Source organism: Pseudomonas hydrolytica, from assembly GCF_021495345.1.
GTDB lineage: Bacteria > Pseudomonadota > Gammaproteobacteria > Pseudomonadales > Pseudomonadaceae > Aquipseudomonas > Aquipseudomonas hydrolytica.
Map to the genome: position 1 here is coordinate 3,044,498 of NZ_CP099397.1, position 23,635 is coordinate 3,068,132.

Genomic DNA, 23,635 nt, shown 5'->3' on the forward strand with positions numbered 1-23,635 from the left:
CCCACTCAGGCTGCCGCATTTGTTGTATCTGGCCAACAAGCCTCTTTCTTGACAAGAAGACACTCTCCATTAAATATACGCAAATAGCGCATACAAATGAAAGCATTGTTCGTTGAACTGTCACCCTTTGAGCGCAACCGAAAAGCCCACCTCGATGATGACGAGTACTCGCTATTCCAGCAGATGCTCTTGACCAACCCGGAGGCAGGCGCAGTCATCGCCAACAGCGGTGGTCTACGGAAGGTCCGTTTCGGATCGGTCAGGCGCAACAAGGGGAAGCGAGGTGGCGTTCGGGTGATTTACTACTACTGGCTCCGCGGTCTGCAGTTCTGGCTCTTCACCCTGTATGACAAAGACGAACTCGATGACCTGAGCAGTGACCAGCGTAGGCAGCTGAAAGCGCTCCTTGAGCGCGAAGTGAAGGCGAGGCAAGCACCATGACCAAACGCGATATTTTTTCCGAGCTGATCGAAGGCTTCGACGACCTGGCCTCGGCACGCGAAGGCAAGCGTACGCTGCGTACTCACAAGGTTGAATACAAGCCAATTGAACCCGCGACAGGCGCGGAAATCGTCGCACTGCGCGAAAAGCTGCAGATGTCCCAGGGTGTATTTGCGCAGGCCATTCACGCCAAGCCTGCGACCTTAAAGAACTGGGAGCAGAACCGCTCAAAGCCCAACGACCAGGCTACTGTTCTCATCCGTATCCTGAACAAGCATCCGGACCTCATACGCGAACTGGCGTAGATCACCAGAGCGCAGATGGTCCCTGTAACAACAGCAAACGGGCAGAATCACTCGCCGGGTACTCAAATAGATTGGGAAGCGATGTGAGGCGAGCCGCATGCACAGCCCTTCACCACAACTCGTTCGCCCTCCGTCAGCGTCTACAGGACACTGATGGCTCTGCGCGCTGTCACCTTGATCATCCAGCCTACCCATCTCGATGATGATCTGGAGCGGAAAGCAATCAGAGTCAACCGGCTTACAACGTTGCTAGCCGAATAGTTCCCAGCGCTGAGAGTGAACCCTACAATCAGGTAGGGAGCGACCTCCGGCCACGGACTGCCGATCACAACCGGCAGAAATCGGCCAGAAGCGGACGTTAATAGCCGTCGGCCTAGGCAGCGCGTCTATGTTGCAGACGACTGCCTGAGTGTCTGGATCAACAGGCTGTGAAGTCTGTCGACAGCCGCCGATGCTTGTGAGGCCCTGCTTCGATAGACCGCCACTTCCATCGGTTCAAGCGGCCCCAGCCCGTGCTCAGCACCCAAGGTTTCCAGGTGGGCAGGCGCACTGCATTGGGTCAGCACCGCAATGGCCAAACCGCTCTCAACCGCTGCGAGTTGCCCAGCCAGGCTGGAGCTGTTGTAGACCACCTTGTAGCGGCGCCCCTGCAAAGCGAGCGAGTTGATGGCGCTGCGCTTCGCCAGGCTGGTGCTTTCGTAGACGGCAATCGGCAGCGGGTCGCGCCGCCATGTCTGGAACTGCGCCGAGCCAACCCACACCAGTGGTTCATGAAACAGCAGGGTTCCGTGCCGGGGATGGTCGCGTGATACCAGCGCGAGGTCGAGTTCCCCTTTCTCGACACGAGGAATCAAGGCGGTCGACTGTTCGCAATTCAACTCGATTTCCACACTGCCATGGTGCTGTGCGAAACGTTTGAGCACCGGCGTGAGATAGCGGGCGGCGTAATCATCAGGAACACCCAGACGAATCTGCCCGGTCAGCTCCTGGCCATGAAAGGCAGCCTGAGTTTCTGCATGCAGGTCGAGCATGCGTCGCGCATAGCCCAGGAGTAGTTGTCCTTGTGGCGTCAACTGATGCTGCCTGGGGCCGCGCCTCAGGAGCTGACAGTTCAGCGCTGCCTCCAGTTTTTTCAACTGCATGCTGACGGCAGATTGAGAGCGATGAACCTCGGGCGCTGCGCCTGACAGCGAACCGGCATCCACCACGGCGACAAAGCATTTCAGCCAGTCGATCTGAAGATCCTGATAGTTCATGGTCTCGGCGTATGGATTCGATTAGTTGATAGCTTATAACCGAATTATTCGTTTTTCTTTAGCTGATGCGCGCCGCATATTGCCGCCGAGATAAAACCTGCGAGCTTGGAGCAAGTGTGGGATGCAAATAAAGTTTCATCCTAACCCTAAAAACAGGGCGGCGGCGCGCTCTCCTATTCATAAAAAATCCATTTTATATCAGTATGTTGTGAGCACTTACACCCGAGACTGGATCGTTTTGCCTTTCATGGGAGAATGATTAAGGGCGCTAAAGTATCATCCTAATTTTCGCCCAGGCTCGAAAAATACGGTAAATGGTGAGAATAAAGATTCATCCTTTTCCGATGTTGCCCGTTCCAACACGTAAGCAGTCAGTCAGAAAAAACACATAGATCCAATCCCTAGCGAGCATTGAGCTCTCTCATCCGTGCCAACTGCTCCAACCCTTGGACGCCCTAAATGCTTACCCAAAAAAATCAACACCTTCTTTTAAAAACACAATCAAAAATGACTCCCTTATATCCATTTAACCTAAACAGCCTTCTCCCCACTGCACTAGCTAGGGCTCGTAGTTCGGCGCAAGGCTGAAGTCGCTTGGCTGCTTCGCTGTGCAGATCCATGACCCACTTTCCATCAAGCTCCCGGTTGTAGTTCCACAAGCATCTCGCGAGTCTTGCCGGCCCGCTCCACTAACAAGACCACAACATCTCCAACGTTCTTGTCGTCTAGCCGGGCCTGTAATGTGGTGACGTCGTCGACGGCGATACCGTCGATGCTGATAACGCGATCGCCGGGCACGATGCCGCCTGCGGTGACCTCGACGCCGACGAGCCCGGCCCTGTGCGCCGCCGAGCCCGGCGTTACGCGCAATACGAATACGCCCTTACTGCCGGTCAGCGCCTGCAGACGCGCGTTGAGCTGCTCATCCACCTCGATGCCCAGCGCCGGACGGATGTACTTGCCGGTCTTTATGAGTTGCGGCACCACGCGCATGACGGTATCGACCGGCACCGCAAAGCCGATGCCGGCCGAGGCGCCAGACGGACTGTAGATGGCGGTATTGATGCCGATCAGCCGCCCAGCCGAATCGAGCAGCGGGCCACCGGAATTGCCGGGGTTGATAGCGGCGTCGGTCTGGATCAGGTGGTCAATGGCCGGGCCACTGGCGTCGCCGGAAAGGGTGCGGTCAAGCGCCGAGACGATGCCGGTGGTGAGCGTCCAGTCGAGCCCGAAGGGATTGCCAATGGCAAAGACCTTTTGCCCCACCTTGAGATCGGCACTGGTGCCCACCGGCACCGCCGGCGGGCGCTTGAAGCCGACGCCAATCTTGAGTACCGCGATGTCGTGCGCAGGACTGGCGCCAACGAGCGCAGCCTGATAATCGCGACCGTCGGCCAGTTTGACCGTGGCAGACGATGCCCCCTGCATCACGTGGAAGTTGGTCACCACGTGGCCGGCATCGTCCCAGATGAAGCCGGAGCCGGTGCCGCGCGGCACGGAAAAGACATTGCGCGACCAGACGTCACGCACTAGTTGTGCCGTGGTGATGTAAACCACCGACCCGCGCGATTTCTCGAACAGCTCGATGGTGGTTTTTTCGTCGGCGGCCAGGTCGCCGCGCGGCGTCACCGTGCGCTCCTGCGTTTCGTGGGGACTGAACCAGGCTTCGATGGCGGGCAGGAACTGCCACAGCAGCATGAGTGCGGCGATGCAGCCAGTGATGACGAGCCAGCGCCGGATGAATCGATCCGGCGCCGGGCGGCTGTAGGGGTCGGGGTAGGTCACGTCATTCTCCATGTTGAAATCAGCGCCAAAGGCCGCCGGTGCGCCAGCGTGGCGGACGTGGTGATACGGTCACCTCGGGGACGAAACGGGCCGATGGAAACGGCGGCATCGCGGGCGGCGGAGCAAGTTCCAGCAAGCGCTCAATGCGTTCAGCTGTCGCCGGATGCGTGCGCAACCAGGAGGGTTCCGGATTGCCCCATCCGGGCAGCAGCCAGGCGCGCCAGGAGCGGCTCACCCGCTCGATCTTGGCGAGCGCCGAGGCCAGCCCGTGCGGGTCGCCGGTCAATTCGGCAGCGAGCCGGTCGGCGTCGAATTCGCGCACCCTGGACAAGCCCAACTGAGCCAGCAAGGCCAGCTGTGGCGCGACCGCCAGTAGAAGCAACGCGGGCCAATTGACTTCCGTGACTCCAAGCAATAGCGCTGGCAAGCTGAGCACGATCGCAAGCTGCCCCAACAAGGCCAGAAGATGGGTGAGCCGACTGATGGAATCGGCCAAGCCCATGACACGCATATCCTCGTTCGCAATATGCGCGATTTCGTGGCCGAGCACGCCGGTCAACTCGCGGGGCGTGAGGCTACGCAGCAGGCCGTCGGTCAGCGCGATGGCCGCGTGATGCTTCGAACCGGTGGCGAAGGCGTTGACGACCCCGCTGGGCACGTAGTGCGGTACCGGCACGGCAGGCAGCCCGGCCCGCGCCGCCAGTTCGCGCAACACAGCCCAAAGATCGGGCGCTTCATCCGGGTGCAGGGGGCGTGCGCCATACAGCCGCAAGGTCAGCCCGGAGGCGGCCGCCGGTTCGAGCAGCAGGGTGAACCCCGCGGCCGCAAGCGCCAGCCAAAGCCCGCCGTCACCCAACAGCAGGCTGCCAGCGACGGCGGCAATCCCGAGCAGGGTCAGCACCAACAGCGCGGTTTGCAGGCGATTGAGCCAGCGATGCCGCGCGCCGACATTCTGCGCGTGGCGCAGATCACGACTGATCATCTGAGCTTTCCCCGGCTGTCCGGTCATCGCGCTCGCGCAGCAGCCAGTAAGTCGCCCCGAGGGCCAGTGTCGCGCCTGCGAGCGCCGCGACCTTGGCGGGGCCGGTCTCCGGGTCGAGGATCACGAATTTACGCGCCAGGGCGATCAGCCCGATCAGGATCACCGTCTTGACCTGGATGATGCTGTCGCGCCGCAAGGCCACCCGCACGATGGAATGCTTGAACTCCATGGCGATGAGCAGCGTCATGATCATGCCGAACACGGTCTGGAAGACCTTGTGATCGAGCGGATTGAACGCATCAATGATCAGCAGGCTGAAGACGATCGAGATCAGCTGCAGCAGCGAGACCACGATGATCACGGCAATGATTGCGGACAGCGCGAGCGCGATCACCTGTTCGAAGCGCTCGTAGAACGTCATCACTGCCCATTGGGCGCGAAATGTTTTGATCGGGTCTGCTTGCTTTTCCTTCATCGCCACTCCTCTCAATTCTGAAATACTTGTGCACCCACAACTTAGTTGCGCCCTTGTCTTTTTGCCTGGTAGAGCGCGCTGTCCGCCTGCTGCATCACCTGCTCGACAGAGCGCAAACGGGGGTCAAGGAGAGCCACCCCCATGCTGGCGCTATAGCTGATCGACACATCTCCACACACCACCGCTGTCGCCGCAGTGTCCTGACGAAATCGCTCCGCCCATACTTGGGCGTCTTCTATCGATGCCGCTTCCAACAACACAGCGAATTCCTCCCCCCAATCCGGGCAGCCATGTCGGTTGCGCGAACATGTTCCCTCAACCGTGAAGCAAAGTGCTTGAGCACCTCATCGCTGCATCCGTGTCCATAGGTGTCATTGATACGCTTGAAGTGATCGATGTCGCAGAGCACAAGTGCTGCTTGTATCTCGGGGCTGCGTTTGAGGCGCTCCCATTCCAGCTGTAATCGTTCGTTAAAAGCCCGCCGGTTCGACAAGCCGGTCAAGGGGTCGGTGATCGCCATACGCAGCAACTGCTGCTCCATTTCCTTGCGAGAAGAGATGTCGAGCAGAGTGCCGACTATCAGTTGCCTGCCCGCGTCACCCAGCCAACGGCCGCGATCCAGCACCCAAATCCAAACGCCAGATCGATGACGAACGCGGTACTCGCACTCCAATCGCTCCGACGGGTTTTCTTGGTAAGCGCGCACCTTTGCCAGAACGACCGGTAAATCCTCCGGGTGAATACGCGCTTGCCATGCGGCATGGGTGGCGCCAACCTCCTCGTCGGAGGTCAAGCCGAACATCGCCAGACTGCGGGCAGAAAGCCTGAAGCTGTCGGTAGCGATATCCCACTCCCAGAATCCCAGCCCTGCGCCCTCCAGGGCGATGGCGATCCGTTCCTTGTCATCGATTTGCGCTTGTTGGCGATGCTTCAGCTCGTCACGCCTCTGGCGATTGGTACGAACAAAACGCCATATTGCAACCGCCATGCCAATATTGGCAAGTAGCGACACCATCAGCCAAATGGTCGGCCCGTTCATGGTCTATCCCCACCTGACTCACTGAGTGTCTGCCGTAATTCCTCGATCCGGTGGTCGACTTGGTCGGCGTTGATGCCCAACATCAACAGTACCTGCTCGGCCAGTCCCAGTCCCGCAGCCAGGTACAACGGGTACAGTCTGACATTGGGCAGATTACGCAAAAGCTGGGCATCCGTTACGCGCTCAGTGGCCACCACCACGGACAAGCTCAGGCGGCGGCCAGGGTGTCGAGCCGACTGGCATCGCCATACGACACCGGCGCCCCCATCGCACGCCCCGCTTCGACCCGTTGGCGGTCCGATTCCAGCAGCAAATGCGGTATGCCTGCCAGGCGCAGCGTTCGGCTCAGCAGCAGCCCGACGTCATCCGCCTCACAGATGATCACATGGTCGCGCAACGACCGCGCCCGCTCGGCGACTTCGCCTTCTTCGGCCTGCGGTGGCTGACCGAGTGCGCCCGAGCAGCTGAAAGCCCGCGCCCATCGGTCATGGTGTCGGATCAGGAGCGGTGCCAACCCCATGCTCAACACCAGCGCCACCAGCATCGGTTGCACCATGGTGGCGGCGATCAGGTGCTGCTGCATGACCATGCCCAGGAGCAGAAGCGCAAACTCGCCGCCATGACCCAGCACGATGCCTGCGCGCCAGGCGGGTTGCGCGCAGCGCCAGAAAGTTCAGCCCCATCTTGAGAGGCACCAAGGCCAACAGCCAACCCAGTACCGCCAGCGGTGCGGCCACGATCTGCGCGGTGTCCAGCTGCAGGCCAATGGTCACGAAGAACAGGCCCGACAGCACATCACGAAAGGGCTTGAGGTGGTTTTCCATGTGGTACCGGAAATCGCTCTCCCCCAGCACCATGCCGGCAAGAAAGGCACCGAGCGCAGCCGACACACCCAGTGCATGGGCCGCTGCCGCAGCCGCCACCACCAGACTCAGCGAGACCAGCACGAAGGACTCTTCGTGCCCCTGCCGCGCCACCCAGCCCAGCAAACCATGCAACAGGCGGCGCGACGCAACCGCCGAGACGGCAAACAGCAACAGCACGCCCGCCACCTCCCCAAGCACACGGCCAAGCCCGGGAGCATCGCCGCGCGCCCAGATCGCCAGCAGCGCCAGCAAGGGCACACTGGCCAGATCCTGGAACACCAGCACGGCAATGGCGCCGCGGCCGTGGCGTGTGGTCAACTCGCCCTGATCGGCCAGCTGCCGGCTGACCAGCGCTGTCGACGACATGGCCGCCGCCGCGCCCAGCAGTGCGGCGCTGTCGAGCGGCAGCCCCAGCCACAGCAAAGCCAACGCCACCGGTGCGGCGACCATCGCCAGCTGCAGTGTCCCGGCCACCAGCACGGTCTTGCGGGTGAGCCAGAAATGGCCGAGCGAGAACTCCAGCCCGACCATGAACAGCAGCAGCGCCACCCCCAGCTCGGACAGGAAATTCAGCGCCGGTCCCGGCATGATCCAGGCCGTGACCGGAGGGCCCAGCAAGACACCGACCAGCAGATAACCCAGCAAGGTCGGGATATTCAGCCTGGCCGTCAACGCAGCCGCCAGACTGCAGGCGACCAGCAGAATCAGCGTCGTACCGAGCAAGTCCTGCATCGGCCCTCAACTCACCACAGCCGAGGATGCCCAGCGCACGATGTCCTTTGCCCCCATGGCGCCGGCCTGACGCGCGATCTCCCGCCCGCCCCGGAACAGCGCCAGGGTCGGAATGCTGCGGATGCCGAAGCGGGTGGCCAATTGAGGCTCTGCCTCGGTGTCGACCTTGGCCAGCCGTACCTTGGGTTCCAGCAGGCGCGCGTCCTGCTGGAACTGCGGCGCCATCATCTTGCAGGGGCCGCACCAGGGGGCCCAGAAATCGACCAGCAGAGGAATGTCGCTGCGCTCCACGTGGCGCGTGAATGTCGCCGTGGTCAGCTCGATGGGCGCGCCCGTGAACAAAGGTGGCTGGCAACGGCCGCAGTTCGGTTGGTCGGCGAGTTTGGCCGCCGGTACGCGGTTGACGGATTGGCAATGCGGGCAAACATGTGCAGGCTGTCGCTCATGTCGAGACTCCGGGATGGGTTGTAGATGCGGGGGGGGCCGGCTCGGCCGCCGTAGCCGAGGTGGCGCGCTGGAGCCCCTCGGTCAGGCGACGGATATCGGCTTCATCCAGCGTTTCCCGCGCCAGGAGCTCGCGAGCACAGCGCTCCAGCACCGCACGATTGGCATCGAGAATCCCGTAGGCGCACTCGAACACGCCCATCACGATGTCGCGGATGGCCTGATCGATGCGCGCCTGGGTCGATTCGGCCACCCGGCAGCCACCGCTGGCCAACTCGGGCGTGTCGAGGAAGCGCGGTCGCTGCGCTTCGAAGGCGATGTAACCCAAGCCTTCGTCCATGCCGAAGCGAGTGATCATGTCGCGGGCGATGTCGGTGGCCCGCGACAGGTCGTCGGCCGCCCCCGTGGAGAGTTCGCCAAACACCAGCTTCTCGGCCGCGCGTCCGCCCAGAAGCACGGCGATCTTGTGTTCCAGATCCCTGCGCGTCATCAGGAAACGATCTTCGGTCGGACGCTGCAGGGTGTAACCCAAGGCGCCGATGCCACGCGGGATGATGGAAATCTTGTGCACCGGGTCAGTGCCCGGCAGCGCCAGCGCCACCAGCGCATGGCCCATCTCGTGATAGGCCACGGTCTCGCGCTCTTTGGGGTTGAGCACGCGGTTTTTCTTTTCCAGGCCGGCCACGATGCGCTCGATGGCGGCAGTGAAGTCCTGCAGCTCCACGGCCTGCGCGCGGCGGCGGGTTGCGGCCAGCGCCGCCTCGTTGACCAGATTGGCCAGATCCGCGCCCGAGAAGCCGGTGGTCAGCGCGGCCACCTGTTCGAGGTCGACCTCGGGTGCCAGCGCGACTTTCTTGACATGCACCTTCAGGATGTCGAGCCGGCCCTTCTTGTCGGGTCGGTCCACCAGCACCTGGCGATCGAAGCGGCCGGCGCGCAAGAGCGCCTGATCGAGGATTTCAGGGCGGTTGGTCGCGGCCAGAATGATGAGCCCCACGGAGGCATCGAAGCCGTCCAACTCGGTCAGCAACTGGTTGAGCGTCTGCTCGCGCTCGTCATGGCTGCCGATGGGGCCTCCGACACCCCGCGCCCGGCCCAGCGCATCCAGTTCGTCGATGAAGATGATCGCCGGCGCCTGGCCGCGTGCCTGCTCGAACAGGTCGCGCACGCGCGCCGCGCCCACCCCGACGAACATCTCGACAAATTCCGAACCCGAAATGGAGAAAAACGGTACGCCCGCTTCACCCGCCACAGCCTTGGCCAACAAGGTCTTGCCGGTGCCGGGCGGACCGACCAGCAGCACGCCCTTCGGAATGCGCGCCCCAAGACGACCATAGTCCTGCGGGTTCTTCAGGAAATCGACGATTTCGACCAGCTCCGCCTTGGCCTCATCGACGCCGGCCACATCGGCAAAGGTCACACCGGTGTTTTTCTCCATGAACACCTTGGCGCGGCTCTTGCCGATGCTGAGGAACCCGCCCATGCCCTGCTTCTCGGCGAAGCGGCGGAACAGGAAGAACCAGACGCCGAAGAAAGCCACCGCCGGCAGGATCCACGACAACACATCGCGCAGCCAGGTGCTCTCCACCACGCGGGCATAGGGCACGTCGTACTTCGACAGGCGATCGGCAAGATCGGGTTCGACCCGGGTCGCCACGATCGTCGTCTTGCCCCGGCTGTCCGGCGACTTCAGACGCCCGGTCACGCTGCGATCCGACACCAGCACTTCCGCCACTCGACCCTCGGCCAGCGCCTTCTCGAACTCGCTGTAGGGCACGGGCTCGACGGTCTTTGCCGTTTGCCAGTAGTTCTGCAGCGTCAGCAGCAGCAATACGGCGACGATCCAGTAGCCGGTGTTCCATTGATTCTTCTTTTCCATGACGCGTTGCTCCTCGACAAACTGTCGTTAGAGAATGGGTGTGAACAGGCGTGCCAAGCCATCGCGCAATCGCACCGCCAGCGGGCGCTCCCGCAGCATCCTGGGCAACACCGGTACCGATGCATTGCGGACCCCGTCGAACAGCGCCTCCAGCTGCGTGCACAGTGCAGTGTCATAGACTTCAACGTTGAACTCGAAGTTGAGCCGTAGGCTGCGCGCGTCCCAGTTGGCTGACCCCAGGCAGCACCAGAGACCATCGACCAGCATCAATTTGGTGTGATCGAAAGGCCCGGGTCGCTCAAAAATGCGGGCACCATGTTCCATCACCTGCCAGTAATGGGCGCGCGCGGCCCACTGCACGCCCGGGTGATCACCATTGGCAGGCGTCAGCACCTCGATGCGTACCCCCCGCAAAGCGGCTGTGTTCAAGGCGGCGATGATTGGCTGATCGGGCACGAAGTAAGGCGTCCAGATGCGCACCGAATGTCGCGCCGCGCTCAGCGCGCCCGTGAAGATCCACCGCATGCGGTCCAGGGTTTCATCGGGACCGGCCTCGATGCCTCGCGCCAGACTGCCTCCAGCCTCCTCGACTGACATGGGCTCATTGGCCCAGAAACGCTCATCGAGCTGCTCGCCCGTGGTGTCGCACCAATCCTTGGTGAAACAGTGCATGAGCTGCACCACTACCGGCCCTCGCAGCCGAAAATGCAGATCACGAAAAGCCTGCGCGGGTGCATCGGGCTGCCAATAGGGACAGGCGATGTTCATGCCGCCGGTGAAGCCCAACGCGCCGTCGATCACCAGCAGCTTGCGGTGGTTGCGCAGGTGCACTGCATGCAGACGGGCAGGGATCAGCGTCGGGTTGAAAGCGGCAACCGTCACGCCGCAACGCTGCAATCGCTTGTAGGCGCTGTGACGCGCCCATCGGGCGTAGACATCGTCGATCAACACCCGTACCTGTACGCCACGCGCACGCGCCCGGTTCAGGGCATCGACGAACTGCTCGCCGATACCCACGCCGTCAAAGATGTAGGAGGCCAGCACGATGCTGTGTCGGGCCGACTCGATGGCGGCGAGCATGGTCGGGTAGGCCTGTTCGCCACCCACCAACGGATCGATACGGTTGCCACGCGTCAGCGGCTGGCCAGTGGTGCGGCCGACCAATGCAGCCAGACCGGCAAGCGCCGCCGGCTGCGCGTCGTCTCCCTGCGCCGGGCCGGTCGCCCGGGTTGGATGGCTGGCGCTCGGGTAAAGCCGTCGTGCCCGTCGCTGGTAGCGGTTGATGCCGAACAGCAGGTACAACAGCGATCCGAGCAGCGGCAGCATCCCGATCAGCAGCACCCAGAGCGTGGCCGACCGCGGATCACGCTTGTAGACGACCGCGTGACCCGCGGCCACGACCGCCACCGCGATCGAGGCCAGGGAGGCTGCCCATGCCAGGCCGATGGGATCGGACACGGCAGCCTCTCCCAACATTAAGACGCGTCGCTCGCCGACTTCTTCTTGCGCGAGCCCTTACCCGCGTCGCCATGCGGCGCCTCGGCCGCCTTCGCGGCATCCGGCTGCTCTGGCTCGGCCGGCTTCGCGGGTGGCTCCTGGCGCTCGAAGACCACCCGTTCGGCCTTGTCATCCCAGCGGGCGCTGGCGTGATCGCCCTTGCCGATACCGCCACCCAGCATCTCGCGCGCCAGTGCCGTCTCCAGCTCGCTGCGGATCAGCCGCTTGAGCTCACGCGCGCCGAACTCGGGCTTGTAGCCTTCCTCCGCGAAGTGATCGATCAAGGTCTGATCGAAGGTCAGCGTCACGCCCTGGCTGGCGGCGTTGCGGGCCACACGATCGAGCTGCAGGCCGACGATATGGCGGATCTCCTCCTTGCCCAGCGCATGGAATACGATGATCTCGTCGATGCGGTTGATGAACTCGGGGCGGAAGTGTCCGCGCAGCACGTCCATCACCTCGGACTTGGTCTTCTCGTATTCCTCGCCGGCGGCGCTACGGGCCTTCAGCCGACGCTGGATGATGTCCGAGCCCAAGTTCGAGGTGGCGATGATGATGGTATTGGTGAAATCCACCACCCGGCCCTTGCCGTCGGTGAGCCGCCCGTCGTCGAACACCTGCAGCAGGATGTTGTAGACGTCGGGGTGAGCCTTCTCGATCTCGTCCAGCAGCAACACGCTGTAGGGCTTGCGACGCACCTTCTCGGTGAGCTGGCCGCCCTCGTCATAGCCCACATAACCCGGAGGCGCGCCCACCAGGCGTGCCACGGTATGGCGTTCCCCGTACTCGGACATGTCGATGCGCAGCAGCGCACCTTCATCGCCATAGATGGACTCGGCCAGCGCCTTAGCGAGCTCGGTCTTGCCCACGCCGGTCGGCCCGAGGAACAGAAAAGTCGCCACCGGCTTGCTGCCCTCGCGCAGGCCCGCGCGCGACAACCGCACGGCATCGGCCACCGCGCGCACCGCTTCGTCCTGGCCCACCAGGCGCTCGTGCAGCCGCTGCTCCAGATGCAGCAGCTTCTCGCGTTCTTCCACCGTCAGCTCGTTGACCGGAATGCCGGTCAGGCGCGAGACGATCTGCGCGACATGCTCGGCCTTGACTTCGGCGCTGCCCGAGGCGCGCTCGCGTTCCCATTCCTCGACGAGCTTCTTGAGTTCAGTCTCCTTGGTCTCGATGCGCTTGCCCAGCTCGGCGGCCTTGTCGTACTGCTTGCGCGAGGCCATATAGTCCTGCTCACGCCGCAGCTGGTGCAGTTCGGACTCCAGCTCTTGCACCGCCACCGGGCGGGCTGTGGCCGACAGTTTCACGCGTGCGGCCGCCTGGTCGAGCAGGTCGATGGCCTTGTCAGGCAAAAAGCGTGCGGTGATGTAGCGGTCCGACAACTCGGCGGCGGCGATGATCGCATCCTCGGTGATGCTGACCTTGTGATGCGCCTCGAAGGTGTCGCGCAGGCCGCGCAGGATCATCATGGTCTGCGCTACCGTCGGCTCGGGCACCATCACCGGCTGGAAGCGACGCTCCAGCGCGGCGTCCTTCTCGATGTACTTCTGATACTCGTTGAGCGTGGTGGCGCCGATCAGGTTCAGTTCGCCGCGCGCCATCATCGGCTTGAACACGTTGGCCACGTCCAGCCCGCCTTCGCCGCCACCCTGGCCGGCACCGACGATGGTGTGTACCTCGTCGATGAACAGGATCAGCTCGCCCTGGTGCTCGGAGATTTCCTTCAGCACCTTCTGCACGCGCTCCTCGAACTCGCCCCGGTACTTGGCGCCAGCCACCATTGCGTTGATGTTGAGTTCCACCAGGCGCTTGTCGCGCAACGTCTCGGGCACTTCGCCCGCCACCATGCGCTGCGCCAGCCCCTCGACGATGGCGGTCTTGCCCACGCCCGGCTCGCCGATCAGCACCGGGTTGTTCTTCTTGCGCCGGGCCAGCACCTCGATGGTGGTCTCGATCTCCTGCGCGCGGCCGATCACCGGGTCGAGCTTGCCGTCGCGCGCCATCTTGGTCAGGTCACGCGAGTACTTGTCGAGTTCCGGCGTGTTGGTCGGCGTCTCGGCGCGACCATCCTCGGCGCCCTTGCCGACCACCTTGCTGACCTGTTGGCGCAGCGCCTGCGGCGTCAGGCCGTAGCGGCGCAGCAGGTTGGCGGCCAGACCTTCGCCTTCCTCGGCCAGACCGACCAGGAAGTGCTCCGGACCGACATAGGAATGGCCGAGTTCATTGGAGGCCACGAAGGCGCGGCTGAGCGCATCCTTCACGCGGGGCGACACGCCGATCTCGCCCTCGAATGGCTTGTCTCCGCGCTTGGCCTCGGACTCGATCTGCCGCTTGAGGTCATCGACCTTGATCTTGAACTGACCCAGGATGGTCTTGACCACGTCGCTGTCGGCCAGCGCCAGCAGCAGATGTTCGGTATCCACCTCGGAGCGGCCAAATTCGGCAGCGTGTTTGGCGGCCTCCTGCAGCAGGGCTTCCGACTGTTCGCTGATGCGGCTGGCCAAACCACTGCCGCGACGGCGCGGCGCACCCGAACCTGCGGCGGCGGGCTCGCCGAACGAGGCATCGACCACGTCATCGGTATCGGCGGCAACGGGCGTCGCGTCGTCGCCGATGCGGAAGAAATCACTGCCGAGGAAGTCCTCGAACAGGCCGCTGCGCGAGCCGAACAAGGCTTCCAGCGGCGAGACGGTGCGCTTTTGCTGGCGCACCAGTTGGCGGTAATGGTCGTCACACAACAGCATGGTGCTGTGACGCCCGTTGAGATTGGCTTCCACCCGCACGGTGGCGGGTTGGCCGCAGACCTGGCATTGTTTTCTGGCCATGCTGATGCTCCTGAGAAGGTTGAGGCGACGAGGCATCGCGAGTCGCGACACCTCGTCTCGTGCCGGGTTTTTCTTGTGACGAACGAGCCGGCGACGTCAGCTGTTGATCGCGATCGAACGTCCCTGCTTCGGCGCGCTGACCTCGCGCTTGTCGATCGTGACCGTGAGCACCCCGTTCTTGAACGATGCCTTGATCGAATCCTGGTTGGCGTCGTCAGGCAGGTTCAAGGCGCGCTGAAAGCTGCCGTAGGAGCGCTCCACACGGTGGAAGCCACCTTCCTTCTTCTCTTGTTCCTGGCGCTTCTCGCCATGCACCACCAGCACATCGTCGTTGAGGGTGATCTGGATGTCCTTCTCCTCGACACCGGGCACTTCCAGGGCAATCTTGTACTGCTTGTCGGTTTCCTGGATATCCAGGGCCGGCTTCAGCATGCCCGACCAATCGGATGGCAGCCGCGGCATGGCCAGCGCCGGAAAACCGAAGCCCCGGAACGCGTCATCGAACAGCCGGTCGATCTCGCGATGCAGTTGCAGGATCGGGCTGACTGGCCCGCTCGCTGCTGGCAGGTCATTGCGCTGCACCGGCAGGGAAGAGGCGGTCTGCTGCTCTTGCTGCTCGTTCTTGAACCAGTTCCAGGGAGCCAACTTCTTGAAATCAATGTCCATGTCATACCTCCAGAAAAATTGAAAAACGAGTTACTCAAGCCCTTTGCCTGCTGCGACGGGCAGTGCGCCCAGGCGACACGGGCTGCTCGGATGACTGCTGCTGTTCACGCTTGCGCATCACCTCCTTCTTTGCTCCGGCTCGGGTCTGATCATTGATCCACTGATCGATTTCACTTTGACGAAACCGCCACGTCCCGCCCACCTTGAAAGCCGGAATTTCCCCGTGCGCGCGAGCCGATAAAGCGTCCGCTTGCCGACTTTCAAGTACGCAGCCAATTCATCGAGCGTGAAAATCACCTGTAGGTGCGCTTTCATCTCACCCTCTCCAATCGCGTCGCTTTGCGGTTCCGGCCAAGGAAATCCTTACAAGACTTTGCAAGATATTGCGCTTACCAGGACAAACATCAAGAGTCAATGTACAGCGATCTCCCGCCCCATTGATGCAGGTCAACTGCTCAGGCAAGGCGCAGCGGGGCGGCCTGATCAGGCCATGGACAGCGCCTGGCTCGTCAGCCTGCGTGTGCCACAGGCGCCTCGATCAAACACCGATCCTCACGTTGTAGCCGAGTGCCCGCAGCCCCTTGCTCGTCTGCATGTTCCTTGGCGGAAACTCGTCTGGGCGCGCCCAGCCGACGATTTCCCCGAGGCTGCTCAGGCCAACGTGCGGAATTGCCCAGTCGTCGCTGCGGATCGCGTTCCAGAGTCGGGCCGAAACACTTCCGTTGCCCCAGACAACGTAGTTCAACAGTATCCGTCCGGCCAAAACACCTTCCCGACACCGCCGCCGAAGGCCATGGCCCATCAAGCGGATTTTCCATGCCCCCTCAGCGCCGTACCTACAGCAAATCTTTCAAGGCCCAGGTCATTCAGGAGTGTTCTGAACCCGGTGCCTCCATCGCAAACATCGCCTTGGGCTACAGCCTCAATGCCAACCTCGTCCACAAATGGATTCGGCTGCATACCCAGAAAACCACGGCTATCCAGCCAGCGTTCATCCCGTTGCCTTCTCAAATGCTCGGCGCGGGATCGCATGCTCAAGTGCGCTGCTGCGATCATGAGTTTGATCCAGTCGGCCCGTAATAATGGGCACGATCCGTATGCCTATCTCAAGGATGTGCTGACACGGTTGCCGACGCAGCGGGCGCCTCAGACTAACAATGCCACCCCTGCGTCGCTGCGCTCCGACTGCCTGTCCGAATGATCGTGGAACAGGTGTCCGGATCAGCGTGGGCTGAGTGTCCGAATGGCGTGGAATCCGCACTTCTTCAGCGGCCAATACAGTTCGGCTGGGCTATAAAGACTCCCAGGTTGGCGTCCAGAGCCAAGCAACAATTTGATCTACACGAGGAAGGAACCACATGGCCCTTAGTGACTATTGGAAGGGACCTGAGCACCGGAGGCGGGCCGATGATCTTGACCTGCAACTGACTGACCTTCAGGCGCGCTATCAGCAACTTCAGGCACTCACCAGGCAGATCGGCGCCATGGAAGTCGTAGAGGTCAAAAATCTGATCGCTCAGGAGAAAAGAAAGCTGGCGGCCGTGCACCAGGAGGTTCAGCGAGCTGAGCAAGATGCAGCTGCGCTCGCGCAACGCTCCTCTGACTTGCAGAGGGAGATCCTCGTCTGGGAAGAGACACTGCTTCTTGAAAGCTTTGCGCTCTACGAGCCCAAGTTCAAGTTGAACTCCAGCCATGAGTACAAAGCCCGACTGGTCGGGGTTCGCGAGCAGCAGAAAGCCTTAATCAAAAGTGGAACGGCAGCGAGTGGAAACACTAACTGGGAGGTGAATGGGAGCAAGGTAGAAGGTCGGAAGCTGGTCAACGACATGATCAAGTTGGTGCTCCGATCATTCAACAATGAAGCTGACTACTGCGTCGACAATGTAAAATTCGACAACGTAGAGCTGGGCGAAAAGCGCATTCTGAAGTCCTTCGAAACCTGCAACCGTCTCGGCAGAGTGATGTCCGTTGAGCTATCTCGGAAGTACCTGAGCCTCAAGATTGACGAACTGCACCTTGCCCATGAGTTTCAGGTTAAGAAGCAAGAGGAAAAGGAAGATGCCAAGCGCGCCCGAGAAGAGCTGCGGGAACAGCAGAAGCTAGAGCAGGAGATTCGCGCCGCTCGGGAGAAGATCGCTAAGGAGCGCAAACACTTCGCGACCGCAATGCGCGAGCTACAGGCTCGCTTGGAAAAGGCACAATCGGAGGAGGAACGCGCGCCGCTTGTGGCCAAGTTGGCAGAGATTGAAGCAGGTCGCGCTGCGCTGGAAAGCGAAGAGAAACTTATCGACTATCGCGAACAGAACGCCAAAGCTGGCTACGTTTATGTGATCTCCAACGTCGGAGCATTCGGGGAAGGAATTTACAAGATCGGTATGACCCGCCGCCTGGAGCCAATGGATCGCGTCGATGAGTTAGGTGATGCGTCGGTGCCATTCTGGTTTGACGTACATGCGATGGTTTTCTCGGATAACGCCCCAGCATTGGAAGCAAAGCTTCATGAACGTTTTGCGGCCGGTCGGTTAAATAAGGTTAACGGGCGCAAGGAGTTCTTCCGCGCCGACATTGCTGAAATAGAGGCGGTCATTCGAGAAAACTACGATGCTGCTGTCGAGGTCACTCACGAAGCTCCAGCAGAGCAGTATCGAGAGAGCCTACGGATGGAATCACCCAAGGCTACAGTTCAGCAATTAGAACCAGCTGCAGCACAGAGCTGAATCCCCGGTTTCGTAGGTACCTTCAAGCCTTAAATGGAAGTCCTCTAAGTCTCTGCATGATCGGCCGCTTCTGGCCGAAAGCAGAGGATACGGCAGGTTGCAATCGGCCAGAAGCGGACAAACGCCCTTTCAGGGGCTCACCAGGTATATGGCTGCCAGGTGACCTGGATAGAACCAGTATCCCCATCGTCCAACAGGCCAAGGACGGAGAGAGCTGGATTGCCGCAACAGGGCAAGGCCAAATGGCGCAGCGGCACCAGCCATAACGAACATCGCCACCGTCTCCGGTGTGACCCCCCAGCCTTCCAACCAGCGATTACGACTGTTGGCCAGAATGGCTAGTACGGCAGGCAGCCACCACCAACGCATGCCTCGCAGCCCAAGCATAAAGGCAGCAGGCAAAATCACACCGACTAAGCCGTACATCAGTTGATGATGGAAAAGTATCGCAAGGACCAGCGCTCCAGTAGCCAGTAGCAGGCTGTTCCGGTCCGCGTGATGGACGCCCCAAGCGACCAGCAGACCAAGTAACAAAGTCGGCATCACGTTGAGCGTCGCACTTTCCGGTGAGAGTTCACGGTACGGCAATTCCGAAATCAGGGAGAACACCAGCAACCAGCCGAGGTAGCGCGCATTTCCTTCGCTGAATAGTTCGCCGGGGCGGGTTCTGGTGACGTTGGCTGCGATGCTCAGACAGAACAACGGAAAAGCGAGACGACCTATGATGAACAGGCCGTAAGCGTCAGGCCACAAATAGCGCAGGTGGTCGATCAGCATGCTGAGCATGGCCAACCACTTGACCAGATCGAGCCCCGCATCGCGCCTCATCCCAACACCCCGAACGCCAACGCCGCCAGCGCCAGGTAACGCCCCGCCTTGGCCACCAGTACGATCAGCAGAAAGCTCCAGAACGGCTCACGCAGCATGCCGGCAATAACGGTCAACGGGTCGCCAATGATCGGCGCCCAGCTTAGCAGCAGTGACCAGCGCCCATAGCGGTGGTAGGCCCGCTGAGCACGTAGCAACTTGTCATCCGCTACCGGGAACCAGCGTTTATGGCGGAAGTGCTCGATGTAGCGCCCCAGTAGCCAGTTGATGATCGAGCCAAGTACGTTGCCAACCGTAGCCACTACCAGCAACAAGGCCGGAGATTGCTTGCCTGCCAGCAGCAAGCTGGTCAACACCGCTTCGGACTGCATTGGCAGCAGAGTGGCGGCCCCAAAGGCTGCGACGAACAACCCCAGGTAGGCTGAGAAGTCCCACATTTCAGGTATTCAACCCTGCCCACCCGTGCAGGCCGACATAGATGCCCACTCCGATGATCAGCAGGCTGGACAGGTACGGAGCGCGGCGCGCTACCGCACCCAACCAGGGCCAGCGGTTGGAGGCATGACGCGTGCCAATGGCTGCCGCTACACCCACAGCCACCAGGGTCAAGGCCAAACCGACACTGAAGCTGAGCACCAACACCGCACCAAGCGTGACTTCCTTGACCTGTAGGCAGAGCAGTAGCACGGTGATAGCCGCAGGACAGGGAATCAGTCCTCCCGTCAGGCCGAAGAGAATGACCTGCCCAGTACTCACGTTGCGGCTGGAGAATCGCCGACGAATATCGTTGGCATGGGCTCGCTCATGGGCGTCCTGATAGCCATCCAGTGACAGCTCCAAGCCGTCCAGGTCTGCATGGGCATGTTCATGAAACGCCAGGTCATAGTCGTGGGAGTGGCCACCATGACCGAGGCTCAATCGCACGTCGAATTCGTGCGGTTCTGGGATCTCATCCACGGACTCCAAATAGCCATCGCGCTCGGTAAAAGCGAAGCGCCGCATGCGGCCGTTGGCGCGGGTCGTCTGTAGCCAGGCATCTGTGGCCTTCCAGGGCTGACCGCTGATCGTACGTAATCGCCAACGCGGAGCGACACCTTCCTCGAAAATTGACAGCTCGATGCGCCCGTGACCGGTGTCGATACGTCGCGTTTCGTCGTGCGCATGGTCATGCGAGTGAGGATGATCACCTTCCTGTTCGAAGCGCCACATCTGCTCTCCACGCCAGGTGCGCCAGAGCATCCACAGGGCGATGCCGATGATCAGAACCGCCGAGGCTAGCTGGAAGTATGGCTCGGTCGTCTGGGCGTCGAGGTTTTGACCCAGATACATACCGCCGATGGCAACCAGCCAGACCACCGCTGTATGCGAGGCCGTCGCAGCCAGACCCAATAGGATGGCCTGACGGACAGAGCCACGGATCGCCACGATGAACGCCGCCATCATGGTTTTCGAGTGCCCAGGTTCCAGGCCGTGCAGGGCACCTAGCAGGATGGCGGTGGGAACATACAGCCAAGCCTGGCTGGCCCCCTGTTGCAAGAGTTCGGCAAAGGACGACATGGCGGGGGCTCAGAGGTACTTGGTGATCTGCTTGAATTCTTCAAGTGGCGCCCGCTCACCGTTGGTGAGAGCGCCGACCGTGTGCTCCAGGCAGTGGTCGATGTGATCCTGAATCAGCGTGCGTTTGGCCTGACACACCGCTTTCTCAACCGCATGCAGTTGCTGGGCAATGTCAACGCACGCGCGTCCATCTTCGATCATGCCAACAATGCTGCGCAGATGGCCTTCGGCACGCTTCAACCTTTTGATGATTTCCTTATGACTTTGGTGCTGATGTTCGTGTTCGTGCTTGCTCATCGCGGAGCCTCGTGCAAGGATAATCGCCATCGCATCCTATCCCCCTGGGGGGGATGCGTCAAACCAGGCAATCCTCCTGTCGAGTCGCAATCAGTCCGTCGATGCTGAGCCAAATTGCTACATGCCGATTTCTTTCCGCTCTGGCACTACTGTCGATGTTGCTGTGGGCGGGGCATGCGTTTTCCGGCTACGGAAAAATTGCGCAAGTGGGCACCATCTCTCATCAGCACAGCCATGATGAGGACCTGAGCGAACAAGATTTTCAGCTCTGGGGAGACCATCAGCACTCGTCGTTGATGGCCGACCATGTCCATGAAACCCCGCACCTCTCGGCCTGGCTGCCGACGCCTCAATACCTAGCGGCGGAGCAGCCATTGACTGCCGGCCCACTGCGCTTGCCCAGTGGCCACAGCACGCGGATAGAACGTCCCCCTCGATTCTGAGTATCTCTTCGACTCTGGCCCTCGTGGCCCAGACTTCATCAACTCAGGATCTACCTATGCATTCGCTATCTCTTCGCGGTAATGGCGCCTTGCGCCGACCGTTCCTGCTCCCCCTATTGGCATTCGTTCTGTTGCTGATAGGCATGCCAGAGGCTCTTGCCCATGGTGTTCCCGAAGGCGACAAAGGCTTCATCCAGGAAAGCACAGGGGTGTTGCTGGTGCCGTTCGTGTACATGGGCGCCAAGCACATGATCACCGGCTACGATCACCTGCTGTTCCTGTTCGGGGTGATCTTCTTCCTCTACCGCCTGAAGGACGTGGGGCTGTATGTCACGCTGTTCGCGGTCGGCCACTCGATCACTTTGCTGTTCGGAGTGCTAAGCAGCATCAGCATCAGCCCCTACGTGATCGACGCCATCATCGGCTTTTCGGTGGTGTACAAGGCACTGGATAACCTGGGTGCCTTTCAGCGCTGGTTTGGCTATCAGCCCGATACCCGTGCGGCCACGCTGATATTCGGCCTGCTGCATGGCTTCGGCCTGGCGACCAAGATTCAGGAGTTCGAAATCTCGCCGGATGGCCTGATCGCCAACCTGATCGCCTTCAATGTCGGCGTCGAGATCGGTCAACTGCTGGCCCTCGGCACCATCCTCATTCTGATGGGCTACTGGCGGCGTACCGCCAGCTTCTGGCGCCATGCCTATACCGCCAACGTTGCCATGATGAGCGCCGGTTTCCTGCTGATGGGTTACCAGCTCACCGGCCTGATCGTCTCTCAGTAAGGAATTTCCATATGTTCAATAGCAAAGCCCCAAGCCTCAACGAACTGCCGAGCAGTCAGCAGTTGCTGCGCTCCACCGTCATTGCCCTGATTGTCGCCATCGTCCTGTTGGTCACCGTGGTGATGCCTTCGGAATATGCCATCGACCCGACTGGTGCGGGACGCATGCTGGGCCTCACTCAGATGGGCGAGATCAAGCAGCAGCTGGCCGAAGAGGCCGCTGCCGAGGTCGCCGCGCTGGTCGTGCAGGCGCCTGCGGTGGTTCAGCCCAGCACGCAGCCAGCCCCCGAGGTGACAACCGAAGTTGCTCAATCGTCCGCGCCCGTAGCGCCGGCAGCGCCGGAAGTGGCAGGTCTGAAGCACGAGATGAGCATTGACTTGGCTCCCGGCCAGGGCGCCGAAATCAAGCTGGAGATGATCAAGGGCGCCAAGGTCAACTACTTCTGGACGGCCAATGGCGGCCAGGTCAACTACGACACCCACGGCGACCCCTACAACGCACCGCGCGACTTCTACCACGGGTACGGCAAAGGGCGCTTCACCCCGGAAGACAGTGGCGTTCTGGAGGCGGCTTTCGACGGCAAGCACGGCTGGTTCTGGCGTAACCGAACAGACAAGTCGGTCACCGTCACTCTGCGCACCCAAGGAGATTACATCGCCATCAAACGCGTGATCTGAAAACAAAACCGGCCCCTCATGGGGCCGGTTCTGCCAGCGTCGTGCGATGATCTTAAAGCCGCTCCAGGCAACCGGCCAGATTGCTCCCCAGCGCCTCCAGTAGACGCTCATAGCCCAACGCGTCGACCTTCACGTCATAGCCAAGCGGATCAAGCTCGGCCAGCCTTACTGGCAACCCTTCGCTGAGCGTCTGCGCCAGACGAGGCGGAATGGGCGGCTCGCTGAACACGCAGCTGGCTCCTGCCAGTTCCAAGCGCTTGCGCATATCGGCAACTTTTCTCGCACCTGGCTGAACATCGGCGCTTACAGCGAATACCCCTGCATGCCTCAGGCCGAATGCCTCCTCGAAGTAGTCGAAAGCTTCATGGAAGACGAAGAAGGGTTTGCCGGCCAACGGTTTGAGGCGATCCTCGATCTTTTCGTCCATGGCCGCCAGACGTTGATCGAATGCTGCCAGATTTGCCTGGTAGCGAGCGGCGTTCGCAGGGTCGATGCTGGACAGATCGCTCGCCATACGCGAAGCGATCTTGCGTGCATTGTCGGGATCAAGCCAGAGGTGAGCATCAAGTGCCCCTGGGCGATGTAGTTCGTCGTGCTCGCCAGCCTCTGTCCCTTCGTCATGCACATCAGTGTGCTCCTCTTCGTGCTCGTCAGCGGGTTCTTCGTCGTGCCGATGTTCTTCACCAAAGCGACGCAGGTGCAGCCCACTGATGTCCTGGACAGCCAGAGTCATTGCCCTACGGCCTTCCAGAACTCTTGGCAGGAACGTTTCAAGATCCGGCCCGATCCAGTAGAGCAAGTCTGCCTCTCGCACGTTGCGAATGTCAGAAGGACGCAGTGTGAAGTGATGGGGAGATGCCCCTGGCGGCAGGAGTACACCGGGTTTGCCGACTCCGTCCTGTACGGCAGCGGCAATCAACTGGAGAGGCTTGATACTGGTCAGTACGCGGACTTCTGCAAAGGCAGGCGCAGCGAACAGCAATCCCAGCATCACGCTGGAGAAGTGGGTCAGTAAGCGGTGCATTGAGGCTATCTCGCAAGGATATCGTTACGGAATAACATATCAAAATTACTTGCAGTCTTCAGCCATCCCTGAATGACATGGCGATCTCACAGAACCCCAAAACCTTTCAATCGGG

At 61.1% G+C, this 23,635-nt stretch carries 25 protein-coding genes and 2 pseudogenes; 8 read left to right on the top strand and 19 right to left on the bottom strand.

Annotated elements, in window-relative coordinates; genetic code table 11:
* The first annotated feature begins 96 nt into the window (after positions 1-96).
* Entirely contained in the window at positions 97-441 is a 345-nt protein-coding gene (locus tag L1F06_RS14080) for a toxin (RefSeq protein ID WP_047588122.1), read from the top strand.
* The gene (locus L1F06_RS14085; protein WP_003116648.1) at positions 438-746 is read left to right on the top strand and encodes a helix-turn-helix domain-containing protein; all 309 of its coding nucleotides are present in this window, start codon (positions 438-440) and stop codon (positions 744-746) included. Before L1F06_RS14080 ends, L1F06_RS14085 begins: the two co-directional genes overlap by 4 nt.
* A 386-nt stretch (positions 747-1,132) precedes the next feature.
* Here the strand turns inward: L1F06_RS14085 and L1F06_RS14090 are convergent, their stop codons facing one another.
* The 14 genes and pseudogenes from L1F06_RS14090 to L1F06_RS14155 all read right to left on the bottom strand — a co-directional run bounded on the left by L1F06_RS14090 (position 1,133) and on the right by L1F06_RS14155 (position 15,997).
* Entirely contained in the window at positions 1,133-2,002 is an 870-nt protein-coding gene (locus tag L1F06_RS14090; RefSeq protein ID WP_003116646.1) for a LysR family transcriptional regulator, read from the bottom strand.
* Positions 2,003-2,635: 633 nt separating this feature from the next.
* On the bottom strand, positions 2,636-3,787 hold the full coding sequence (locus L1F06_RS14095) for a S1C family serine protease (protein ID WP_129482274.1): 1,152 nt from the start codon (positions 3,785-3,787) through the stop codon (positions 2,636-2,638).
* Positions 3,788-3,806: 19 nt separating this feature from the next.
* Complete coding sequence (locus L1F06_RS14100) at positions 3,807-4,769, bottom strand: zinc metalloprotease HtpX (RefSeq protein WP_003116644.1); 963 nt, start codon at positions 4,767-4,769, stop codon at positions 3,807-3,809.
* Positions 4,756-5,244 carry a phosphate-starvation-inducible PsiE family protein gene (locus L1F06_RS14105; protein WP_004152114.1) on the bottom strand — a complete coding sequence of 163 codons (489 nt, stop codon included), beginning with the start codon at positions 5,242-5,244 and terminating at the stop codon, positions 4,756-4,758. Before L1F06_RS14105 ends, L1F06_RS14100 begins: the two co-directional genes overlap by 14 nt.
* 41 nt (positions 5,245-5,285) lie before the next feature.
* Positions 5,286-6,283, bottom strand: a pseudogene (locus tag L1F06_RS14115) (GGDEF domain-containing protein).
* Positions 6,284-6,491: 208 nt separating this feature from the next.
* On the bottom strand, positions 6,492-6,827 hold the full coding sequence (locus L1F06_RS25025; RefSeq protein ID WP_256364846.1) for an NAD-binding protein: 336 nt from the start codon (positions 6,825-6,827) through the stop codon (positions 6,492-6,494).
* Complete coding sequence (locus tag L1F06_RS14120) at positions 6,769-7,881, bottom strand: cation:proton antiporter (protein WP_014596897.1); 1,113 nt, start codon at positions 7,879-7,881, stop codon at positions 6,769-6,771. The genes L1F06_RS25025 and L1F06_RS14120 overlap by 59 nt, the downstream gene beginning before the upstream one ends.
* Before the next feature lie 6 nt (positions 7,882-7,887).
* Entirely contained in the window at positions 7,888-8,343 is a 456-nt protein-coding gene (gene trxC / locus L1F06_RS14125) for a thioredoxin TrxC (RefSeq protein WP_043942200.1), read from the bottom strand.
* Positions 8,324-10,204, bottom strand: a complete 1,881-nt coding sequence (gene ftsH, locus L1F06_RS14130) for an ATP-dependent zinc metalloprotease FtsH (protein ID WP_014596898.1) — start codon at positions 10,202-10,204, stop codon at positions 8,324-8,326. The genes trxC and ftsH overlap by 20 nt, the downstream gene beginning before the upstream one ends.
* Positions 10,205-10,231: 27 nt before the next feature.
* Positions 10,232-11,662, bottom strand: a complete 1,431-nt coding sequence (cls, locus tag L1F06_RS14135) for a cardiolipin synthase (RefSeq protein ID WP_003116636.1) — start codon at positions 11,660-11,662, stop codon at positions 10,232-10,234.
* A gap of 17 nt (positions 11,663-11,679) precedes the next feature.
* The gene (gene clpK / locus L1F06_RS14140; RefSeq protein ID WP_129482273.1) at positions 11,680-14,529 is read right to left on the bottom strand and encodes a heat shock survival AAA family ATPase ClpK; all 2,850 of its coding nucleotides are present in this window, start codon (positions 14,527-14,529) and stop codon (positions 11,680-11,682) included.
* A 96-nt stretch (positions 14,530-14,625) separates the two neighbouring features.
* A complete protein-coding gene (hsp20, locus tag L1F06_RS14145) occupies positions 14,626-15,195 on the bottom strand; it encodes a small heat shock protein sHSP20 (RefSeq protein WP_003116634.1) in 570 nt (189 codons plus the stop codon).
* Positions 15,196-15,312: 117 nt separating this feature from the next.
* Positions 15,313-15,510, bottom strand: coding sequence for a helix-turn-helix transcriptional regulator (locus L1F06_RS14150; RefSeq protein WP_350353647.1), 198 nt, complete (start codon positions 15,508-15,510; stop codon positions 15,313-15,315).
* A 223-nt stretch (positions 15,511-15,733) separates the two neighbouring features.
* Positions 15,734-15,997 carry a hypothetical protein gene (locus L1F06_RS14155; protein WP_003116633.1) on the bottom strand — a complete coding sequence of 88 codons (264 nt, stop codon included), beginning with the start codon at positions 15,995-15,997 and terminating at the stop codon, positions 15,734-15,736.
* A gap of 14 nt (positions 15,998-16,011) precedes the next feature.
* Between L1F06_RS14155 and L1F06_RS14160 the strand changes: the two genes are divergently transcribed.
* The 3 genes and pseudogenes from L1F06_RS14160 to L1F06_RS14170 all read left to right on the top strand — a co-directional run bounded on the left by L1F06_RS14160 (position 16,012) and on the right by L1F06_RS14170 (position 17,912).
* Positions 16,012-16,275 carry a transposase gene (locus L1F06_RS14160; RefSeq protein ID WP_001446199.1) on the top strand — a complete coding sequence of 88 codons (264 nt, stop codon included), beginning with the start codon at positions 16,012-16,014 and terminating at the stop codon, positions 16,273-16,275.
* Positions 16,232-16,396: pseudogene (locus L1F06_RS14165) on the top strand (transposase domain-containing protein); the annotation flags it as partial. The gene L1F06_RS14160 and the pseudogene L1F06_RS14165, both read left to right, overlap by 44 nt.
* Positions 16,397-16,553: 157 nt before the next feature.
* Complete coding sequence (locus L1F06_RS14170; RefSeq protein WP_003119948.1) at positions 16,554-17,912, top strand: SNIPE associated domain-containing protein; 1,359 nt, start codon at positions 16,554-16,556, stop codon at positions 17,910-17,912.
* Between the two features lie 129 nt (positions 17,913-18,041).
* On the opposite strand, the gene L1F06_RS14175 is transcribed toward L1F06_RS14170, so the two are convergent.
* Genes L1F06_RS14175 through L1F06_RS14190 form a run of 4 tightly spaced genes read right to left on the bottom strand, consistent with a single transcriptional unit; the run spans position 18,042 to position 20,594 of the window.
* The gene (locus L1F06_RS14175; protein WP_003116630.1) at positions 18,042-18,740 is read right to left on the bottom strand and encodes a TraX family protein; all 699 of its coding nucleotides are present in this window, start codon (positions 18,738-18,740) and stop codon (positions 18,042-18,044) included.
* Positions 18,737-19,177: a YqaA family protein gene (locus tag L1F06_RS14180; RefSeq protein ID WP_003116628.1), complete on the bottom strand. Its 441-nt coding sequence runs from the start codon at positions 19,175-19,177 to the stop codon at positions 18,737-18,739. The genes L1F06_RS14175 and L1F06_RS14180 overlap by 4 nt, the downstream gene beginning before the upstream one ends.
* Position 19,178: 1 nt before the next feature.
* Positions 19,179-20,297 (bottom strand): nickel/cobalt efflux protein RcnA, encoded by a 1,119-nt coding sequence (locus L1F06_RS14185; RefSeq protein WP_003116627.1) that lies wholly within the window; start codon positions 20,295-20,297, stop codon positions 19,179-19,181.
* 9 nt (positions 20,298-20,306) lie between these two features.
* The gene (locus tag L1F06_RS14190; protein WP_003116626.1) at positions 20,307-20,594 is read right to left on the bottom strand and encodes a metal-sensing transcriptional repressor; all 288 of its coding nucleotides are present in this window, start codon (positions 20,592-20,594) and stop codon (positions 20,307-20,309) included.
* Positions 20,595-20,695: 101 nt separating this feature from the next.
* Between L1F06_RS14190 and L1F06_RS14195 the strand changes: the two genes are divergently transcribed.
* Genes L1F06_RS14195 through L1F06_RS14205 form a run of 3 tightly spaced genes read left to right on the top strand, consistent with a single transcriptional unit; the run spans position 20,696 to position 22,496 of the window.
* Entirely contained in the window at positions 20,696-21,037 is a 342-nt protein-coding gene (locus L1F06_RS14195; protein ID WP_124209411.1) for a hypothetical protein, read from the top strand.
* Between the two features lie 56 nt (positions 21,038-21,093).
* A complete protein-coding gene (locus L1F06_RS14200; RefSeq protein ID WP_003119946.1) occupies positions 21,094-21,819 on the top strand; it encodes a HupE/UreJ family protein in 726 nt (241 codons plus the stop codon).
* A gap of 11 nt (positions 21,820-21,830) precedes the next feature.
* A complete protein-coding gene (locus L1F06_RS14205) occupies positions 21,831-22,496 on the top strand; it encodes a hypothetical protein (RefSeq protein ID WP_003116624.1) in 666 nt (221 codons plus the stop codon).
* A gap of 52 nt (positions 22,497-22,548) precedes the next feature.
* On the opposite strand, the gene znuA is transcribed toward L1F06_RS14205, so the two are convergent.
* Positions 22,549-23,520, bottom strand: a complete 972-nt coding sequence (znuA, locus tag L1F06_RS14210) for a zinc ABC transporter substrate-binding protein ZnuA (protein ID WP_010791789.1) — start codon at positions 23,518-23,520, stop codon at positions 22,549-22,551.
* Positions 23,521-23,635 lie beyond the last annotated feature (115 nt).

Coding starts and splice junctions, on each gene's coding strand:
- L1F06_RS14190 (WP_003116626.1), bottom strand. CDS start 20,594: ATGAGCAAGCACGAACACGAACATCAGCACCAAAGTCATAAGGAAATC.
- L1F06_RS25025 (WP_256364846.1), bottom strand. CDS start 6,827: ATGCTGGTGGCGCTGGTGTTGAGCATGGGGTTGGCACCGCTCCTGATC.
- L1F06_RS14205 (WP_003116624.1), top strand. CDS start 21,831: ATGTTCAATAGCAAAGCCCCAAGCCTCAACGAACTGCCGAGCAGTCAG.
- L1F06_RS14175 (WP_003116630.1), bottom strand. CDS start 18,740: ATGAGGCGCGATGCGGGGCTCGATCTGGTCAAGTGGTTGGCCATGCTC.
- ftsH (WP_014596898.1), bottom strand. CDS start 10,204: ATGGAAAAGAAGAATCAATGGAACACCGGCTACTGGATCGTCGCCGTA.
- hsp20 (WP_003116634.1), bottom strand. CDS start 15,195: ATGGACATTGATTTCAAGAAGTTGGCTCCCTGGAACTGGTTCAAGAAC.
- L1F06_RS14120 (WP_014596897.1), bottom strand. CDS start 7,881: ATGCAGGACTTGCTCGGTACGACGCTGATTCTGCTGGTCGCCTGCAGT.
- L1F06_RS14180 (WP_003116628.1), bottom strand. CDS start 19,177: ATGTGGGACTTCTCAGCCTACCTGGGGTTGTTCGTCGCAGCCTTTGGG.
- L1F06_RS14170 (WP_003119948.1), top strand. CDS start 16,554: ATGGCCCTTAGTGACTATTGGAAGGGACCTGAGCACCGGAGGCGGGCC.
- L1F06_RS14080 (WP_047588122.1), top strand. CDS start 97: ATGAAAGCATTGTTCGTTGAACTGTCACCCTTTGAGCGCAACCGAAAA.
- L1F06_RS14160 (WP_001446199.1), top strand. CDS start 16,012: ATGCCCCCTCAGCGCCGTACCTACAGCAAATCTTTCAAGGCCCAGGTC.
- L1F06_RS14155 (WP_003116633.1), bottom strand. CDS start 15,997: ATGGGCCATGGCCTTCGGCGGCGGTGTCGGGAAGGTGTTTTGGCCGGA.
- L1F06_RS14100 (WP_003116644.1), bottom strand. CDS start 4,769: ATGATCAGTCGTGATCTGCGCCACGCGCAGAATGTCGGCGCGCGGCAT.
- L1F06_RS14090 (WP_003116646.1), bottom strand. CDS start 2,002: ATGAACTATCAGGATCTTCAGATCGACTGGCTGAAATGCTTTGTCGCC.
- znuA (WP_010791789.1), bottom strand. CDS start 23,520: ATGCACCGCTTACTGACCCACTTCTCCAGCGTGATGCTGGGATTGCTG.
- clpK (WP_129482273.1), bottom strand. CDS start 14,529: ATGGCCAGAAAACAATGCCAGGTCTGCGGCCAACCCGCCACCGTGCGG.
- L1F06_RS14195 (WP_124209411.1), top strand. CDS start 20,696: ATGCTGAGCCAAATTGCTACATGCCGATTTCTTTCCGCTCTGGCACTA.
- L1F06_RS14105 (WP_004152114.1), bottom strand. CDS start 5,244: ATGAAGGAAAAGCAAGCAGACCCGATCAAAACATTTCGCGCCCAATGG.
- L1F06_RS14085 (WP_003116648.1), top strand. CDS start 438: ATGACCAAACGCGATATTTTTTCCGAGCTGATCGAAGGCTTCGACGAC.
- L1F06_RS14185 (WP_003116627.1), bottom strand. CDS start 20,297: ATGTCGTCCTTTGCCGAACTCTTGCAACAGGGGGCCAGCCAGGCTTGG.
- L1F06_RS14150 (WP_350353647.1), bottom strand. CDS start 15,510: ATGAAAGCGCACCTACAGGTGATTTTCACGCTCGATGAATTGGCTGCG.
- L1F06_RS14200 (WP_003119946.1), top strand. CDS start 21,094: ATGCATTCGCTATCTCTTCGCGGTAATGGCGCCTTGCGCCGACCGTTC.